The following is a 16509-nucleotide window of genomic DNA, read 5'->3' on the forward strand; positions in this document are numbered from 1 at the left end:
TCAGGGCACGATATGACCCATGTCGAACGTTCCCCCCGCCTCCGGGCCGCTGGCCGCCAATCCGCTGACCCGTGCCGTCCTCGAAATCGACGAGTACGCCGCCGGGCTCGGCTGGGACCGCCCGGCCCGCCTCTTCGCCCTCGTGGACACCGCGCGGCTGCGCGCCCAGGAGCCTGGCCTCGCCGCCCAGCTCGGGCTCGACGAGGACCCCGAAGGCACCCCCGCCGCCTCACTCACCCCCATCGAGCAGGACGAGCTGCCCGCCAATGCCCTCCTGGACGAGTTCCTGGCCACCATCGCCTGGCCCGACGCGGTGGCCGGCTGCGCGCTGACCGTCGAGCGGCTGATGCTGCCACCGTCCGCCGAGGACTCCGTGCCCAAGGACCTGGAGGAGGAGCAGCTCGCCGCGTGGGTGGCGAAACACCCGGAGCGCCAGGAGGTCCGGATGACGGTCGCGGTCCTGCGGGACGGGGCGCGCGAGGCGGCGCTGCGGCTGCGCGAGAAGGACTCGCCCACCGAGGTGCTCACCGGCGCCGACCTGGTGCCGGGGCTGGCCGAGGCGCTGTCGGCCACCTTCGCCGAGTGACGGCTGCGTCCGCCGAGTGACGGCCGCGGGGCGACCCCCGCGGCCGCCGCTCGGCGGACGTACGCGGGAGCCGCCGCTCAGCTCTTGGTGCACTTGGGCAGTGCGGCGGTGTTCCCCGCGCGGATCTGCTTCAGGGCCTTCATCGCCCCGTCGATGGTGTGCACCTTCACCAGCGTGAGGCCGTCGGGCTTGTCCGCGGCGGCCGCCGCGCAGTTCTCCTGGGGCGTGAGGAAGTACTCCGCGCCCGCCTTCCGCGCCCCGATGGTCTTCATCTGGATCCCGCCGATCGGGCCGACGGTCCCCTTGTCGTCGATGGTGCCCGTGCCGGCGATGAACTTCCCGCCGGTCAGGTCACCCGCCGACAGCTTGTCAACGATCCCCAGCGCGAACATCAGCCCGGCGCTCGGCCCGCCCACGTCGGCCAGCTTGATGTCGATCTTCAGCGGGAAGGTGTAGTCGACCCCGGCCTGGATGCCGACGATCGCCCGGCCGTCCTCCGCCTTCTCGGTGGTGACGGTGACCGACTTCCGGGCCTTGGCCTCCTGGTTCTTCTTCTCCGCCGCGGCCGCGTCCTTGGCCGGGACGATCGAGAAGGTGACCTTCTCGCCGGGCTTGTGCTTGGTGATCAGCTTGGCGACGTCCTCCGGGCCCCGCACCGCCGAACCGTCCACCTCCTTGATCACATCGCCCGCGTGCAGCCGGCCCTGGGCCGGCTTGTCCCGCTGCACGACGCCCACGATGACGTGGGACGTGACCTTCTTGCCCAGCTGCCTGAGCGCCGCCACCTTGGCGCTCTCCTGGGACTGGGTGAACTCCTCGGCGTTCTCCTGGCTCACCTCGTCCGGGGTCTTGTCGTCCGGATAGAGGGTGCTGTGCGGCACCACCACGTCGTCGTGGGCCAGCCAGCCGTAGACGGCCTCGATGAGGTTCATCTTGTACTCGGAGCCGGTGACCCGCACCGTCGTCATGTTCAGGTGCCCGCCGGTGGTCGCACAGCCCTTCTGACCGGAGATCTGCAGCACGCACTCGCCCTTGTGGGAGCCCAGGGTGTTGTAGGTCGGGCCCGGCGACATCTCCGCGTACGGCACCGAGATCAGCGCCCCGGCGCACAGCAGCGCGATCAGCATCAGAAGGGAAGCGAGCATCGTCGCAGTGCGGCGTGGCATGGAACGACAGTACGGGACACGCCTGTCAGTCCACCGCCCGGGCCGTCCGTACGGGCCGACGACGACTAGGCGGCATCCGAATCGGAATGTGCGCGCTCCATCGCCTCACGGAACCGCGCGTACCCGGCGAGCTCGGCGACATCCCCGGTCTTGCGAGTGCGCGAGGCCCAGGCGGTATAGAGCACGGCGGCCAACGCGGCGAGAACCGGAATGAGCAACCAAAGAAGCACACCCACGGCGGCCTCCCATCCCCTGAGCACAACCGCGACTGACAGATGAGCAGATTAATCCTCCGCCAGCTCAACGCTCAGGGCAGGGTGCGGGTTACGCAATCGGAGTAACCCGTCAGCGGTACATCTCCCCTCCCCTGCCCCACTCGCCGTGCGCTACGCACACCCAAGGTGCTACGCACATACGAGGCCCTACGCGCCCACCCATTCGTCTGTACCGTCCGTGAAGGTCTGGTGCTTCCAGATGGGGACCTCGCTCTTGAGGTCGTCGATCAGGCGGCGGCAGGCCGCGAAGGCCTCGGCGCGGTGCGGGCAGGCCACGGCCACGACCACGGCCAGATCCCCGACCACGAGGTCCCCGACCCGGTGCACCGCGGCGAGCGCCCGCACCGGGAAGTCCGCCGCGACCTTCTCGGCCACCCGGCGCAGCTCCGCCTCGGCGGTGGGGTGGCCGGAGTAGCCGAGGGCGCCCACGTCGGCGCCTCCGTCGTGGTCGCGCACCGTGCCGACGAACAGCGCGGTGCCCCCCGCGGCGGCGTCGCCGACCGCCCCGAACACCTCGTCGACGGACAGAGGAGTGTCACGGATCGCGAGCAGGCGGATCGGATCGGCGGCGGCGAGCTCGCCCGGATGGCCGTACGTACGTCCCATGCGCCCCATCGTGCCCCACGGCGCTCACTCCGTGGAATGCCGGATCGCGGAACACCGTTTCCGCTCAGGCCCTACGGCGCGCCTTACGGGCGCGGCGGACGATCGCCGCGGTGCCCACCAGGGCCACCGTCGCGCCCGCGGCACCCAGCGTCGTGGCGTCCTTGCGGCCGAGCCGCCGCCCGGCGACCGTGTGGCGACCGGAGACCTCCTCCAGCAGCTCGGCGAGGACCTCCTCGTTCGTCCAGCGCGGCCGCCAGCCCGCCTCGTGCAGCCTGCTGCCGCTGACCGCCCAGGGGTGCATGGTGTACGCCAGGTCGCCCGCCGGGGACGGGGTCAGGCCCAACCGGTGCAGCCGGGAGGCCGCGCCCAGGGCGACCGCCGAGGGCAGCTCCATGCGCCGGATGCCGGACAGCTCCTCGACCTCCTCCTGCTCCAGCCACCCGTCGCAGCCGACCGCCAGCTCGCCCTCGACCTTCTCCAGGGCGGCGTACTCAAGCGCGCCGACCAGGTCCTCGACATGGCAGAACTGCCAGGTGGGCCGGGAGCCGGCCACCACCAGGAGGCGCGGCGACTCGAAGTAGCGGGTGAGCGCGGTGTCCGTGCCGCCGACCAGGATGGCGGGGCGTACGACGGTGACGTTCAGGCCGGGGTGGGCCCTCGGCGCCCGCTGGGCGAGCCGCTCGATCTCCAGCAGGTCCCCGACGCCGGTGGCCTCCGCCGTGGCGCGCAGCTCCGCGTCCTCGGCGAGCGGCACGTCGTTGTCGGGCAGCGCCCCGTAGACCATCGCGGAGGTGCACAGCACCACGCGGCGCACCCCGGCGGCCGCGGCGGCGGTCAGGACGGTCTGGGTGCCGCGCACGTTGTAGGCCGTACGGGCGGCCGGGTCGGTGCCCAGGTCGAGGTCGACGGCGAGGTGGACGACCACGTCGGCGCCCCGCAGTTTGTCGGCGATGGCCGGGTCGCGCACGTCCAGGACGTGCCACTGCGCCTCGGTCACGTCGCCGCGGCGCTCGTCGATGGCCAGGACGTGCTTGGTCTCGTCGGATTCGGCGAGCCGCTGCGTGAGCAGGGCTCCGGCGCCCGACGCGGCGCCGGTGACCGCGACGACAGGGCGTCGTGCGGTGCGCGGCGGATCGTTTCGCGCTGCGCGAACTTCTCGGTCTGGGGAACTCACCGGGCGTCTCCAGCGGTTGTCTTCAGTACGCAGCGCACTGACGCATACGTACCAGGTGACGTCCATCCTGCCGCAGGCCCGCTATCAGCGAAGCACTGAGCCCGCAAACCGGCGAGGTGTCTAGGCTGGGTGGTGATGCAAGGGCATTCGCCGCCGGCCCGGCCGGCGGCCCTACGAGCCGAGGGAACCCGTGAGTGACACCCCATTCGGATTCGGCGTCCCGCCGGAGGAGCCGGAGGACGGCGACGACGGCAAGCAGAAGGGCGGCCACGGCGGCAGTCAGGGCCCCGCGAATCCGTTCGGCTTCGGCGCGGGCGGTGGCGGCGGGGAGAACCCGTTCGCCGCGATGTTCGGGTCGCTGAACCCGGGCGACCTGGGCGCGGCCTTCCAACAGCTGGGCCAGATGCTCTCGTACGAGGGCGGCCCGGTGAACTGGGACATGGCCAAGGACATCGCGCGGCAGACGGTCGCGCAGGGCACCGCGGACGGCACCAAGGACGCGAGCGTCGGCCCGACCGAGCGCGCGGCGGTCCAGGAGGCCCTGCGCCTCGCCGACCTGTGGTTGGACGGCGTCACCTCGCTGCCCTCGGGCGCGGGCACCGCGGTGGCCTGGAGCCGCGCCGAGTGGGTCGAGGCCACCCTGCCGGTGTGGAAGGACCTGGTGGACCCGGTCGCCGAGCGGGTCGGCGCGGCCATGGGCGATGTGCTCCCCGAGGAGATGCAGGCCATGGCCGGTCCGCTGCTCGGGATGATGCGCTCCATGGGCGGTGCGATGTTCGGCACCCAGATCGGGCAGGCGGTGGGCGTGCTGGCCGGCGAGGTCGTCGGCTCCACGGACATCGGGCTGCCGCTGGGGCCCGCGGGCAAGGCCGCGCTGCTCCCGGTCAACATCGCGGCGTTCGGCTCCGGGCTCGGCGTCCCCGAGGAGGAGGTCCGGCTGTACCTGGCGCTGCGCGAGGCCGCCCACCAGCGGCTGTTCTCGCATGTGCCGTGGCTGCGCTCGCATCTGTTCGGCGCGGTCGAGGGGTATGCCCGGGGGATCAAGGTCGACACCGCGAAGCTGGAGGACGCGGTCGGCCAGCTCGACCCGACCCACCCCGAGCAGTTGCAGGAGGCCCTGCAGCAGGGCATGTTCCAGCCGGAGGACACCCCGGCCCAGAAGGCCGCCCTGGCGCGCCTGGAGACCGCTCTGGCGCTCGTCGAGGGCTGGGTGGACGCGGTGGTGCACGCCGCCGCGGCGCCCCATCTGCCGTCGGCCGACGCCCTGCGTGAGACGCTGCGCCGCCGCCGGGCGAGCGGCGGCCCCGCCGAGCAGACCTTCGCCACGCTGATCGGCCTGGAGCTGCGGCCGCGGCGCCTGCGCGACGCCTCGCGGCTGTGGGCCTCGCTGACCGACGCCCGCGGCCTGGACGGGCGCGACGGGCTGTGGGCCCACCCCGACATGCTGCCGACGGCCGAGGACCTGGACGACCCGGACGGCTTCGTCCACCGCGAGCAGCTGGACTTCTCCGAGCTGGACAAGATGCTCGGCGAGGCCGCGGGGGGCGAGAAGGACAGCAAGGACGCCAAGGACGGCGCAGACGGAAACAACGGCAAGGACGGCGGGGAAGACGGCGGCACCGGCGGGAAGGGCGACAGCGGCCGGTGAGCCTGTACGAAGACGCGGCACGGGTGCTGCGCGACTGGCCCGCGCCGGACGACGCGCAGGAGCGCCTGCGGCTGGACTACGGCGACCACCTGGCCGCGTATCCGGACGGGATGTGGAAGGCGTGCCAGGACGGGCACATCACCGCCAGCGCGCTGGTGATCGACCCGTCCCGGGGGCGCGTCCTGCTGACGCTCCACCGCAAGCTGAAGATGTGGCTCCAGATGGGCGGCCACTGCGAGCCCGAGGACGCCAGCTTGGCGGACGCGGCGCTGCGCGAGGCCACCGAGGAGTCGGGCATCGAGGGGCTGACGCTGCTGCCGGCCGGCCCGGTGAATCTCGACCGCCATCTGACGCCGTGCGCCTGGCACCTGGATGTGCAGTACGCGGCGCTGGCCCCGCGGGCCGCGGTGGCGGCGATCAGCGAGGAGTCGCTGGACCTGCGCTGGTTCGGCTATGACGAGGTGGCGGGCGTGGCCGACGAGTCGGTGCGCCGCCTGCTGACCCGTACCCGCGCGCTGATGTGAGGGAGGCGCGCGGGTACGGCGGCCCGGGTACAGCGGCCCGCCGTACCCGGGGCGTCAGCTGCCGTCAGTTGCTGAAGATGTTGCCCTGGTTCTGCCCGCGGGCGCCCTGCTGGCCCATGCCGAACTGAGCGGCCGCCCCACCGCCGATCACCGCGTTCTGCGGCGGCAGCAGCTCGCTGGGCTGCACCAGCGCATAGCCCTGGCCGAGGAAGCTGAGCTCCCAGCCCTCCCCCGTGTTGCCGCGGCGCCGCCACACTCCGCTGGAGTGCGTCTGCGCCTGCATCTGGACCCGCAGCGAGGTGGACCAGGCGACGATGGCGTCCGCGTCCACGTTGACGTACTTGTCGGGGGTGATCTGAAGCATGAGTGGCTGGCCCGAGGTCATCAGGGCCACCTTGCCCTGGCCGGAGATGTTGAGGTTGTACTTCCCCGAGCCGGAGATGCCGTACTGGCTGTCCACCGCGATGGACTCCCAGTGCAGGGTGGAGTCGAGCGCGAGCACATAGGCGCTGTCGACGGTCAGCCCCTCGTGGTCCACGTCCACGACGTGCACGTGCTGGGCGAGGTTGGCCAGGTAGACCGTGCCCTGGCCGGAGCAGCGCATCAGGTCCAGCGCCTCCCCGGTACGGGCCCGGGCGCGCTGCTGCCCCTGCGTCTGGTACTCGCCGTCGAACTCGATCAGCCCCTGGTAGGCGACCATGGTGCCCTTGCGGGCCAGCACGTCCTGGTGGCCCTCGAGGGCGACCCGCAGCAGCTGCGGGTTCTGGAGCGCGTAGCGGTCCTGGGTCTGGGTCTCGGTGAAGCCGAAAAGCGGGCTCTGCATGATGTCTTCGCTTCCCCTCAGCCCCGCGCCCGGAGCCGGTCAGTGCTGTCCTCGCTGGGCTGGACGACGACGAAGCCCTGCCCGGAGAAGCCGAGCTGGTATGCCTCGCCGCTGCCTCGGCCGATCAGGGACGACGCCTTGAAACTGCGCTTCCCCTTCACCTTGAGGTTGGTGGACCAGGCGACGAGCGCGTCCGGGTCCACATAGGTCTCGTCCTCGCCGCGGCCGCAGTCGACGACGATGGGGGTGCCCCGGGAGGTCAGGGCGACCCAGCCGGTGCCGGAGACGCCCACGTTGAAGAGGCCCTGCCCGGCGAACTTGGCGATGCCCTTGACCCGCTCGACGCCCCACTGGAGGTGGGCGTCGAAGGCGAGCAGATTGGTCCCGTTGACCGACAGCGAGTCGCCGTTGAGGTTGACGCATACGACGTCCGCGCCGTAGTCGGCGAGGTAGAGCAGGCCGTCGCCGCTGCACCTCATGAGCGGGGCGCCCTCGCCGGTGAGCCACTGGGAGGCCATCTGGCGCACCGCGGGCGGGTTGGGCTCGTACTGGACGAAGCCCTCGTACGCGACCATCGAGCCGGTGCGGGCGAAGAGGTCCTGGCCGCTCTGCATGGCGACCTTGAGCATGCTGCTGCCGTGGTTCTCCATACGGGCGGAGACCGGGGCCGGGGCGTAACCGGAGATCAGTTGCTGGTCCATGGCGGTCCCTTTAGACCTCGTAGGGCTGGACGACGATGAAGTTGCCGGGCGCACCGCGGAACTGGAGGTTCACGGTCTCCCCGCTGTGACCGGGGTAGGCGTTGCGGCGCAGCCGCACCTGGCTGGAGATGATCACCTGTGAGGCGGCGGACCAGGCGACGATGGAGTTGGCGTCAGCGAAGGTCGTGGGGGTGACCGGCAGCACGACGGGCGTGCCCAGGGTCTTCACGATGACGGTCCCGGTGCCCTGGAACTGCATGGTGAACAGCGCGCCGCCGGGGATCCCGTGGCCCTCGATCCGGCGCACCTCGTGGTGCAGCCCCTCGTCGAAGGCGAGCACGCTCTCGGCGGACACACAGATCGCGTCGCCCTGTAGCTCGATCGGGTGAAGTTCGGCGGCGTTCTCGGCGAGGAAGACCTGGCCCTGGCCGGAGCAGCGCATCAGCTGCATCTCCTGGCCGGTCGCGTTGCCCACGATCCGGCCGCGGAAACCGGCGCCCTTGTAGCTGAAGTCGACCTTGCCCTGGTAGAGCACCATCGAGCCCTGGCGGGCGAGGATCGGCTGGCCGCCGACGCCCAGGTCGGCCCGGATGAGCCGGGGGTTCTGCGGCGTCCAGCGCTGGCCGGTGGGCGCCTCGCGGTACTTGGCGAGCGCGGCCTGGACACCGGGGGCGGCGGCGCCCTGCGGCTGGCCGTACGGACCGGGCTGGCCCGGCTGGGCGCCAGGGTACGGGGCGGGCTGACCGGGCTGACCGTACGGGCTCGCCGGCGCCTGGCCCGGCTGGCCGCCGGGGTACGGGGCGGGCTGGCCCGGCTGACCGTACGGGGCCGGGGCGGGGGGCGCCTGGCCCGGGGTCTGGCCGAACTGCGGCTGCTGGCCGGGGAACTGGCCGGGCTGCCCCGGGGGCGGCACCTGGCCGGGCGGCGGCACCTGGCCGGGAGGTGCGATCGGCGCGGCGATGGTCGGCGCCGCGTGCACCTGCGGCGCGACAGGGGCCGGCGGAGGGGGCGTGCCGCCGGGCGGCGGCGCGAAGCCCTGCGCGGGCGCGGGCTGCGGGGCCTGCGGCGCGGGCTGCGGCGGGCCGAAGTCCGGGGCGGGCTGCGGCGGCGGCGCGGCGGGAGTCGCGCCCGCCGGGGGCGCGAAGCCCGGGGCGGGGGCGGCCTGGCCGGGCGGCGCGAAGCCGGGCGTCGCGCCCTGGGCCGGGGCGGGGGCGGGCTCCTCCTCCGCGACCTCGCCGCCGAAGTTCTGGAGCAGCGCGTCGAGGCCGCCGTCGAAGCCCTGGCCGACCGCGGCGAACCGCCACACGTCCTTGAGGTAGAAGTCGCCCAGCATCACGGCGCGCTCGGTGCTGAACTCCGCCCCGGTGAAGGAGTACCGGACGACTTCCTCGCCGCCCGCGACGACCCGGATGTAGCCGGGGCCGACCTGGGACATCTGGCCCGCGCCGTCGATGGTGGCGGTGAAGGCGAGCTTGTGGATATGGGACGGGATGCCGTCGAGGGTGACGCGGAACGACTCGGCGTCTCCGGCCTGCGGCCCGAGCTGCTGGATCGATTCCTCGGGAGACTTGGGCTGGTTGAAGAAGATGAAGTAGCGGTCGTCGGAGAGCCGCTCGTCCGCGTCGAGGCCGAAGCAGCTGATGTCGAAGGTCAGACCGGGCCCGGCGATCTGCACGCCGACGTACAGGTCCCTCCCCGCCGTCAGATCACTGAGCTTGGCCTTGTGGCCGCGTTGGAATTCCCTGGCCATACGTAACGACCGTCCCCCATCCCGATAGCGGAGAATGCATTGCGCGCCAGGCTAACCGCTGCCGCTGAGAAGGAGCGACGCCGGGGAGGGAGGTGTGGTTCCGGTGACTACTCCGGCGGGGTCGCGGGGAGGTGCGGCAGCCTTCCGGCGGCCACCACGCCCTCCAGGTACCCGCGCGCCCGCTCGGTCCGCGGATACGACTCCAGCAGCCGCCAGAAGCGCTGGCCGTGGCCGGGCACCAGCAGATGGGCGAGTTCGTGGACGAGGACATAGTCCACCACGTACTCCGGCATGCCCTGTAGGCGGTGCGAGAGGCGGATGCTGCCCTCGGACGGGGTGCACGACCCCCAGCGGGTGTTCTGGTTGGTGACCCAGCGGACGCTGGCGGGGCGGGCCCGCCCGCCCAGGTACTGCTCGGACAGCCACTCGGCGCGGGCCGCGAGCTCCGCGTCGCCGAGCATCCGCTTGCTCTCCTGCGCGGCGAGCTTGTCGAGCATGACCCTCACCCAGCGCTGCTCCTCCGCCTCGGACATGCGGGCGGGGATCAGGACGACGGTGCGGTCCCCCTCGCGGTAGGCCGAGACCGTTCTGCGCCGCCGTGTGCTCCGGCGGACCTCGACCGCGCCCGGGCCCCGGCTCTGCGGGCCCTGGGCGCTGCGTGAGGTTCTGGCGGCGCTGTGCGATGGGGTCTCCCCGGCGAAGCGGGGGGAACGGTCGGCAGACACCCCTTGACGTTACCCGCTGGCAGCCGGGGAAGTCCCGCCGCGCACCGGGTTGCGGGGCGAACCACTCCACGGTGGTCACCGCTTGTACGACTATCGCCTGCGGCTGTGGATAACTTTCGGCGGCGGCGCGGCAGGTCCGCGCATGCTGGGGTCAGTTCGGCGGCGACGAGGGGGATCCATGACGGGGGCGGCAATGACGAGGACGGCGATGACAAGGACGGGGGCGGCGACGACGGGGGCGGCGATGCATCCGATGCTCAAGCCCGCGCTGCGGCGCGGCTGGCGGAGCCGGGACACCGTGCAGTTCGGGGTGGCCCGGGCCCATGCGGTGGTGCTGGGGCCGGTGGACACGGCGACGGGCAGCTTTCTGGAGCTGCTGGACGGGACGCGCGGGCTGCCGCTGCTCCGGCAGGAGGCCAGGGCGTTGGGATTGCCGGAGGGGCAGGCCGACGCGCTGGTGGAGCGGCTGACGGCGGCGGGGCTGCTCGACGATCCGGTGGAGGGCGGTGAGCGGGCGGCCGCGGCCTGGCGCCATGGCGCGGCGCTCGACCGGCTGCGGCCCGATCTGGCGGCGCTGTCGGTGCTGTGTCCCGAGCCGGGGGCCGCGGCGCGGCTGCTGGCGGCGCGGGCCGCGATGCGCGTGCAAGTGAGGGGCGCGGGCCGGGTCGGAGCGGCCGTGGCGGCGCTGCTGTCGGCCTCAGGGGTCGGGCAGGTCGATGTGGTGGACGGCGGCTGTGTCGAGCCGTGGGATGTGACGCCCGGCGGGCTGCCGGCCGAGCGGATCGGGGAGCGGCGGGACGCGGCCGCGCGCGGCCTGGTCCGGCAGACGGCGCCGGGACCGCGGCCGCGCCGGCCGGCGGGACCGGCGCCGGGACCGGCGGGCTCCGGCGAGCCGGGGCTGACCCTTGTGGTGATCGCCCCGCGCGACGGGCTCGCGGCCTACGCACCGGATCCGGCGGAGGCCGAGCCGCTGCTGGCGTCGGGGACGCCTCATCTGTATGCGGGAGTCCTGGAGGCGACGGGGGTGGTGGGGCCGCTGGTGCTGCCGGGGATCACGCCCTGCGCCGGGTGCGCTGCCGTGGGGCGCACCGAGCGGGAGCCGACCTGGCCGAGGATGCTCGCGCAGTGGCGGTCCGGCCGCCGCAGGCCCTCGTGGGCCTGCGACACCGCCTTGGCCACGGTGGTCGCAGGGGTCACTGCCGTGCATGCGCTGGGGTTTTTGGACGGGCGGCTGCCGGCCAGCGCCGGAGCCCGGCTGGAGGCGGCGCTGCCGACTCTCACCTGGGACACGCGGCGGATCGAGCCGCATGCGGAGTGCCGCTGTGGTGCGGTCGGACGGACTGATGCGGTATATGCCTCGGTTGTCGAAGCACCGCACGCGACAATGTCCGGGTGACCGACGTCCGCCAAGTGGGCGACGGGGGTCCGGGGGCCACCCCGGGAATGGCTCAGCTGTAGTTGGAGGGGCGCATGTCCGATCTGCCGCGCAAGGCGATCACCCGTACCGCCAAACTGGCGACGCTGCCCTTGGGATTCGCCGGGCGCGCCACCTGGGGGCTCGGAAAGCGGATAGGGGGACGACCGGCGGAGATCGTCGCGCGCGAAGTGCAACAGCGCACGGCCGAGCAGATGTTCAAGGTGCTCGGGGAGCTCAAGGGCGGCGCGATGAAGCTCGGCCAGGCGATGTCGGTCTTTGAGTCGGCGCTGCCGGAGGAGATCGCCAGGCCTTACCGGGCGGCGCTGACCAAGCTCCAGGAAGCGGCGCCGCCCATGCCCACCCGCACGGTGCACACGGCGCTGGAGCAGCGGCTGGGGTCGGAGTGGCGCGAGCTGTTCGCCGAGTTCGACGACAAGCCCGCGGCGGCCGCCTCGATCGGGCAGGTGCACCGGGCGGTGTGGCACGACGGGCGCACGGTCGCGGTCAAGGTGCAGTACCCGGGCGCGGGCGCGGCACTACTCTCCGACCTGAACCAATTGAGCCGGTTTGCCCGAGTATTGGGGCCGCTGGTGCCGGGCCTGGACATCAAACCGCTCATCGCCGAGCTGCGCGACCGGGTGTCGGAGGAGCTGGACTACGAACTGGAGGCCGAGGCCCAGCGCATCCATGCGGAGGAGTACGCCGACGATCCAGATGTGGTGGTCCCGCAGGTGGTGCACCAGAGCGATCAGGTGCTGATCACCGAATGGATGGAGGGGACACCGCTCTCCGAGGTGATAGCCGACGGCGCGCCCGAGGAGCGGGACCGGGCCGGACAGCTGCTCGCGCGCTTCCTGTTCTCGGGCGCCTCCCGCACCGGGCTGCTCCACGCCGACCCGCACCCGGGCAACTTCCGGCTGCTGACCGGTGACGCCCCGGAGGGACCGCCGGAGAAGTGGAAGCTGGGGGTCTTGGACTTCGGCTCGATGGACCGGCTCCCGGAGGGGCTTCCCGAGCCGATCGGCATCGCGCTGCGGATGGCGCTGGACGGCGACGCCCAGGGGGTCTACGAGCTGATGCGCGGCGAGGGGTTCGTCAAGCCGACCATCGAGCTCGACCCGGACGCGCTGCTGGACTTCCTGCTGCCGATGCTGGAGCCGGCCCAGGTGGACCAGTTCACCTTCGACCGGCAGTGGCTGCGCCGCCAGGCGGCGCGGGTGGCGGATCGCCGCTCGCCGGTCTACGAACTGGGCAACCAGCTCAATCTGCCCCCCGCCTATCTGCTGATACACCGGGTCTGCCTGAGCACGATAGGGGTGCTGTGCCAGCTGGGCGCGGACGTGCGGCTGCGGAGCGAGCTCGAGGACTGGGTGCCCGGCTTCGCCGAGCTGGATGAGTGAGCGGGCAGCCGAAGGGGCCGGTCCGATCGGACCGGCCCCCGGCGTCCCCCTGTTGTTGCGGCTGTCCCCCACTGTTGCTGCTTGTGTTGCTGCTTGCGTTGCCGCTTACTGCCCTGTTGCCGCCTACTGCATGACGGCCATGGCCAGAGCGCGGCGGGCGCGGAGCGAGGCCCGCTCCGCGCGGCGCTGCATCCGCCGGGCGGCGGCCAGCCGGATGGCGCTGCGTTGAGACTCGGCCTCTTGCAGTCGTTCCTGCATATGCGCACGGGCCAGGGCTTCTGGGATGAGTTGCATTTCACGGGTCCTGTTCTGGCGCGACTCGGTCGCACCTGAGGTGTCACGGGCTGGGGTGTCGGAGACGGACGGGGTCATCGTCGGGACCTGTTTCATCGGGTCGTGCGTCGCTGGGCGATCGATCGTTCCGGTGGTGTTCATGCCACGACCGGGTTCTTGCGCGGGCGACCACGCGGCCGCTTCCGGGCGACGACGACGCCCTGGACGAAGAGCTCGCCACCCCACACGCCCCAGGGCTCACGGCGGTCCTTGGCCCCGGCGAGGCAGGCCTCCCGCAGCGGACAGGTCTGGCAGAGCGACTTGGCGTACTCGACGTCGGCCGGCGACTCGGCGAAGAAGACCTCCGGGTCGTAGGAGCGGCACGCGACGGCGACACCGAGGTTCTCGATGGCCTCATCCAACTCGGTGAGGGCGGTGAGCGGCGTCAAGGGGTCCTCCGAGGGGTCAGGCGGGGGGATCAGGTCGGTTGCTACGGACGGCGTGTGTGCCTTGAGTTGCACGGTCGTCAGTTCCTCGTCTTTTCGGTCCGGCTGGTGGCCGGGCGCTGACAAATCAAAAGGGCCGCGGATCCCGGTGTGGGTTCCGCGGCCCTGGAAGGTGCCGACCTGATCGTGGATCAGGCTGGATAACTCCAGGGTCCGAGCCCGCGGAGGGCCCACTTCTCGTGGTGCTGCTGCGTCGTCCGGGATCCGGCACCATTGGCCGCAAACGCATAGGCGATTGCCCGCGCGGTTGCTGCTACCGCAGGTGCCTGCATCGGTCGCTCGCTGAGACGCGCCTCATTGGCGCCGGCGGACACACCGGTGCCAGGCAGCTCGAAGCCGAGCAGGCAGGTGGCGAGGACCGAACGATCGGTCATTTTGATGGTGTTCATGAAGCTGATCATTGGGCTCGCCTCCTCTCGGCGTCTCAGGGACCGCTCGAAACCGGTCCGGCTTGTTCAGTAGAACACGGATTCCTCGGATCCCGGAAGGGCCGCTGACTCCGTGTTCGGAAGGCTATGGGTATGCGCTCCGCGCGCGCAAACTATTTTTCCGTCGAGTTTTGCGCGGCATCTTCGGAACCGCTTCCACCGGTCCCGTCGACACCCTCCGCCCGGGTGAGTTCCCGCCCGGAGCAGAGCGCGAGGACGTCGGCGCCGAACTTGTCGAGCTTCCGCCTCCCCACTCCAGGGATGCCCGTCAGCTCCGCTTCGGTTCCCGGCACGGCCTCGGCGATCGCCAGCAGCGTCTTGTCGGTGAAGACGCAGTAGGCGGGCTGGCCCAGCTGCCCGGCCTGCTCGGCCCGCCACTCCCGCAGCCGCTCGTACAGCGCCTCGTCCAGCTCCGACGGGCAGTCCTCACAGCGCCTCAGCTTCATCTCGCCCGCGTCCGTCAGCGTCCTGCCGCACACCCGGCAGTGGACCGGCCCGCGCCGCTTGCGGACCGGGGCGATTGCTCCGCCGCCACGCTCGATGCCGCCGCCCCCGCCCGGCGTGCGGGGGGCGGCGGCCGCGGAGCCCGGACGCAGCCCGTTCAGAAAACGGCTGGGGCGGCGGTTCGCACGGCCTCCGGGAGAGCGCGAGAGAGCCCAGGAGAGGGTCAGATGGCGGCGGGCGCGGGTGACCCCCACATAGAGCAGTCGGCGCTCCTCCTCCACCTGTGGGTCGGTCTTGGCATAGGTGATGGGCACCATGCCCTCGGTGAGCCCGACCAGGAAGACCGCGTCCCACTCCAGGCCCTTGGCGGCGTGCAGTGAGGCGAGCGTCACACCTTCGACGGTCGGGGCGTGCTGGGCCGCCGCCCGCTCGTCGAGCTCCGCCACCAGGTCGGCCAGGGTGACCTGCCGGCCCGCCGCCAGGTGGCTCGCGCAGAACTGCTCGGCGAGCCGCACCAACGCCGCCAGGGACTCCCAGCGGTCCCGCACCGCGCCCGACCCTGCCGGGGGCTCCGGCGTCCAGCCGCGGGTGCCGAGCACGGCCCGCACCTGGGAGGGGACATCCGCATCCGTCAGCGCGGGGTCGGCGTTTCCCGCGCGGGCCGCGCCGCGCAGCAGCAGCCCGGCCTCGCGGACCTCGGGGCGCTCAAAGAACCGCTCGGCGCCGCGCAGCTGGTAGGGCACCTGGGCATCGGCCAGCGCCTGCTCGTAGACCTCCGACTGTGCGTTGACCCGGTAGAGGATCGCGACCTCGCTCGCCGGGACCCCGCCGCCGCCCTGCTCCACAGGGGTGATCAGCTCGCGGATCCGGCGGGCCACCCCCTCGGCCTCGGCCGGCTCGTCCGCGTATGCCGTATAGACCGGGTCGGGCCCCGGCTCGCGCTGCGAGACCAGCTCCAGACGATGCTCGGCCGCCCGGCCCCGGGCCTGGGCCAGCACCCCGTTGGCCAGGTGGACGACCTGGGGGGTGGAGCGGTAGTCGCGCACCAGCTTGACGACCGTCGCACCCGGGTGCCGGGTGCGGAAGTTCAACAGGTGGTCGGGGGTGGCACCGGTGAAGGAGTAAATGGTCTGGCTGGCGTCACCGACCACGCACAGGCTCTCCCGGTCGCCGAGCCACAGCTCGAGCAGCCGCTGCTGGAGCGGGCTGACGTCCTGGTACTCGTCGACCACGAAGTGCTGGTACTGCCGACGCACCTGGTCGGCGATGTCATGCCGCTCCTCGAGCACCCCGACCGTCAGCAGCAGCACATCCTCGAAGTCGATCACGCCGCGGTCGCGCTTGAGCTGCTCGTACATGGCGTAGATCCGGGCGATCTCGGCGGCGTCGCGCGGGGCCTCCCGGCCGGACTTGGCGGCCACGGCCGGATAGTCCTCGGGCACGGTCTGGGTGACCTTCGACCACTCGATCTCCCCCGTCACATCCCGCAGCTCATTGCGGTCCAGCCGAACCCGGCAGCGCGCCGCGGCCTCCGCGACCAGCTGCACCTTGCGCTCGGCCAGGCGCGGCACCTCGCCGCCCACCGCCTTGGGCCAGAAGTACTGAAGCTGGCGCAGCGCGGCCGAGTGGAAGGTGCGCGCCTGCACCCCGCCCGCGCCCAGCTGCCGCAGCCGCCCGCGCATCTCCCCCGCCGCGCGGTTGGTGAAGGTGACGGCGAGCACACTCGCGGGCTGGAAGACGCCCGCGCGCACCCCATAGGCGATCCGGTGGGTGATGGCACGGGTCTTGCCGGTCCCGGCGCCGGCCAGCACACACACCGGGCCGTGCAGGGCCGCGGCCACCTCGCGCTGCTCCGGGTCGAGCCCTTCGAGCACCGCGTCGGCGTCGCGCGGAACCGCCGCGTACTCGGCCGACGTGGAGACCCGCGGGAAGAGAGGGGAGGGCGTTGCTGCTGTCACCCCGCCATGCTGCCAGGTCCGCTGAGACCGCCGGGACGGTTGTCCACAGCCGTGCCCGTCCCGTCATCTCATCCGCTTGTCGGACGGGGTGTGCTCCGTCGCACG

The 16509-nt window shown here is 72.4% G+C and carries 17 protein-coding genes; 5 read left to right on the plus strand and 12 right to left on the minus strand.

Translation table 11 applies throughout. The features are described from left to right. The first annotated feature begins 19 nt into the window (after nt 1-19). Nucleotides 20-586, plus strand: coding sequence for a PPA1309 family protein (locus ACWY4P_RS19125; RefSeq protein ID WP_456211752.1), 567 nt, complete (start codon nt 20-22; stop codon nt 584-586). 77 nt (nt 587-663) lie between these two features. Here ACWY4P_RS19125 and ACWY4P_RS19130 read toward each other — a convergent pair whose 3' ends face one another. From ACWY4P_RS19130 to ACWY4P_RS19145, 4 genes are all read right to left on the minus strand, one after another. Beyond that, complete coding sequence (locus ACWY4P_RS19130) at nt 664-1752, minus strand: YlbL family protein (RefSeq protein WP_456211753.1); 1089 nt, start codon at nt 1750-1752, stop codon at nt 664-666. A 65-nt stretch (nt 1753-1817) separates the two neighbouring features. Then, on the minus strand, nt 1818-1988 hold the full coding sequence (locus ACWY4P_RS19135; RefSeq protein ID WP_179284916.1) for a hypothetical protein: 171 nt from the start codon (nt 1986-1988) through the stop codon (nt 1818-1820). A 186-nt stretch (nt 1989-2174) separates the two neighbouring features. Further along, the gene (locus tag ACWY4P_RS19140; RefSeq protein ID WP_456211754.1) at nt 2175-2633 is read right to left on the minus strand and encodes a molybdenum cofactor biosynthesis protein MoaE; all 459 of its coding nucleotides are present in this window, start codon (nt 2631-2633) and stop codon (nt 2175-2177) included. A gap of 64 nt (nt 2634-2697) precedes the next feature. After that, entirely contained in the window at nt 2698-3807 is a 1110-nt protein-coding gene (locus tag ACWY4P_RS19145) for an SDR family oxidoreductase (RefSeq protein ID WP_353592453.1), read from the minus strand. A 190-nt stretch (nt 3808-3997) separates the two neighbouring features. Here ACWY4P_RS19145 and ACWY4P_RS19150 point away from each other — a divergent pair, with 190 nt between their 5' ends. Together ACWY4P_RS19150 and ACWY4P_RS19155 are read left to right on the plus strand one after the other, a co-directional pair. Further along, nucleotides 3998-5455 carry a zinc-dependent metalloprotease gene (locus ACWY4P_RS19150; RefSeq protein WP_456211755.1) on the plus strand — a complete coding sequence of 486 codons (1458 nt, stop codon included), beginning with the start codon at nt 3998-4000 and terminating at the stop codon, nt 5453-5455. After that, complete coding sequence (locus tag ACWY4P_RS19155; protein ID WP_456211756.1) at nt 5452-5979, plus strand: NUDIX hydrolase; 528 nt, start codon at nt 5452-5454, stop codon at nt 5977-5979. Before ACWY4P_RS19150 ends, ACWY4P_RS19155 begins: the two co-directional genes overlap by 4 nt. Before the next feature lie 64 nt (nt 5980-6043). Here the strand turns inward: ACWY4P_RS19155 and ACWY4P_RS19160 are convergent, their stop codons facing one another. From ACWY4P_RS19160 to ACWY4P_RS19175, 4 genes are all read right to left on the minus strand, one after another. Then, complete coding sequence (locus tag ACWY4P_RS19160) at nt 6044-6802, minus strand: AIM24 family protein (RefSeq protein WP_456211757.1); 759 nt, start codon at nt 6800-6802, stop codon at nt 6044-6046. A gap of 17 nt (nt 6803-6819) precedes the next feature. Further along, entirely contained in the window at nt 6820-7503 is a 684-nt protein-coding gene (locus ACWY4P_RS19165) for an AIM24 family protein (RefSeq protein WP_456211758.1), read from the minus strand. 10 nt (nt 7504-7513) lie between these two features. Continuing rightward, complete coding sequence (locus ACWY4P_RS19170; RefSeq protein WP_456211759.1) at nt 7514-9253, minus strand: TerD family protein; 1740 nt, start codon at nt 9251-9253, stop codon at nt 7514-7516. Nucleotides 9254-9360: 107 nt separating this feature from the next. After that, the gene (locus ACWY4P_RS19175) at nt 9361-9978 is read right to left on the minus strand and encodes a M48 metallopeptidase family protein (RefSeq protein WP_456211760.1); all 618 of its coding nucleotides are present in this window, start codon (nt 9976-9978) and stop codon (nt 9361-9363) included. Between the two features lie 244 nt (nt 9979-10222). Between ACWY4P_RS19175 and ACWY4P_RS19180 the strand changes: the two genes are divergently transcribed. Together ACWY4P_RS19180 and ACWY4P_RS19185 are read left to right on the plus strand one after the other, a co-directional pair. Then, on the plus strand, nt 10223-11374 hold the full coding sequence (locus ACWY4P_RS19180) for a ThiF family adenylyltransferase (protein WP_456212979.1): 1152 nt from the start codon (nt 10223-10225) through the stop codon (nt 11372-11374). Nucleotides 11375-11448: 74 nt separating this feature from the next. After that, nucleotides 11449-12795, plus strand: coding sequence for an ABC1 kinase family protein (locus ACWY4P_RS19185; RefSeq protein WP_456211761.1), 1347 nt, complete (start codon nt 11449-11451; stop codon nt 12793-12795). Between the two features lie 123 nt (nt 12796-12918). Here ACWY4P_RS19185 and ACWY4P_RS19190 read toward each other — a convergent pair whose 3' ends face one another. From ACWY4P_RS19190 to ACWY4P_RS19205, 4 genes are all read right to left on the minus strand, one after another. Then, nucleotides 12919-13230: a hypothetical protein gene (locus ACWY4P_RS19190; RefSeq protein WP_456211762.1), complete on the minus strand. Its 312-nt coding sequence runs from the start codon at nt 13228-13230 to the stop codon at nt 12919-12921. Next, on the minus strand, nt 13227-13589 hold the full coding sequence (locus tag ACWY4P_RS19195) for a WhiB family transcriptional regulator (RefSeq protein ID WP_456211763.1): 363 nt from the start codon (nt 13587-13589) through the stop codon (nt 13227-13229). The genes ACWY4P_RS19190 and ACWY4P_RS19195 overlap by 4 nt, the downstream gene beginning before the upstream one ends. A gap of 116 nt (nt 13590-13705) precedes the next feature. After that, the gene (locus tag ACWY4P_RS19200; protein ID WP_456211764.1) at nt 13706-13975 is read right to left on the minus strand and encodes a hypothetical protein; all 270 of its coding nucleotides are present in this window, start codon (nt 13973-13975) and stop codon (nt 13706-13708) included. Nucleotides 13976-14115: 140 nt separating this feature from the next. Continuing rightward, nucleotides 14116-16404, minus strand: coding sequence for an ATP-dependent DNA helicase UvrD2 (locus tag ACWY4P_RS19205; protein WP_456211765.1), 2289 nt, complete (start codon nt 16402-16404; stop codon nt 14116-14118). Nucleotides 16405-16509: the final 105 nt, after the last annotated feature.

This window comes from Streptomyces sp. LZ34 (genome assembly GCF_053890475.1).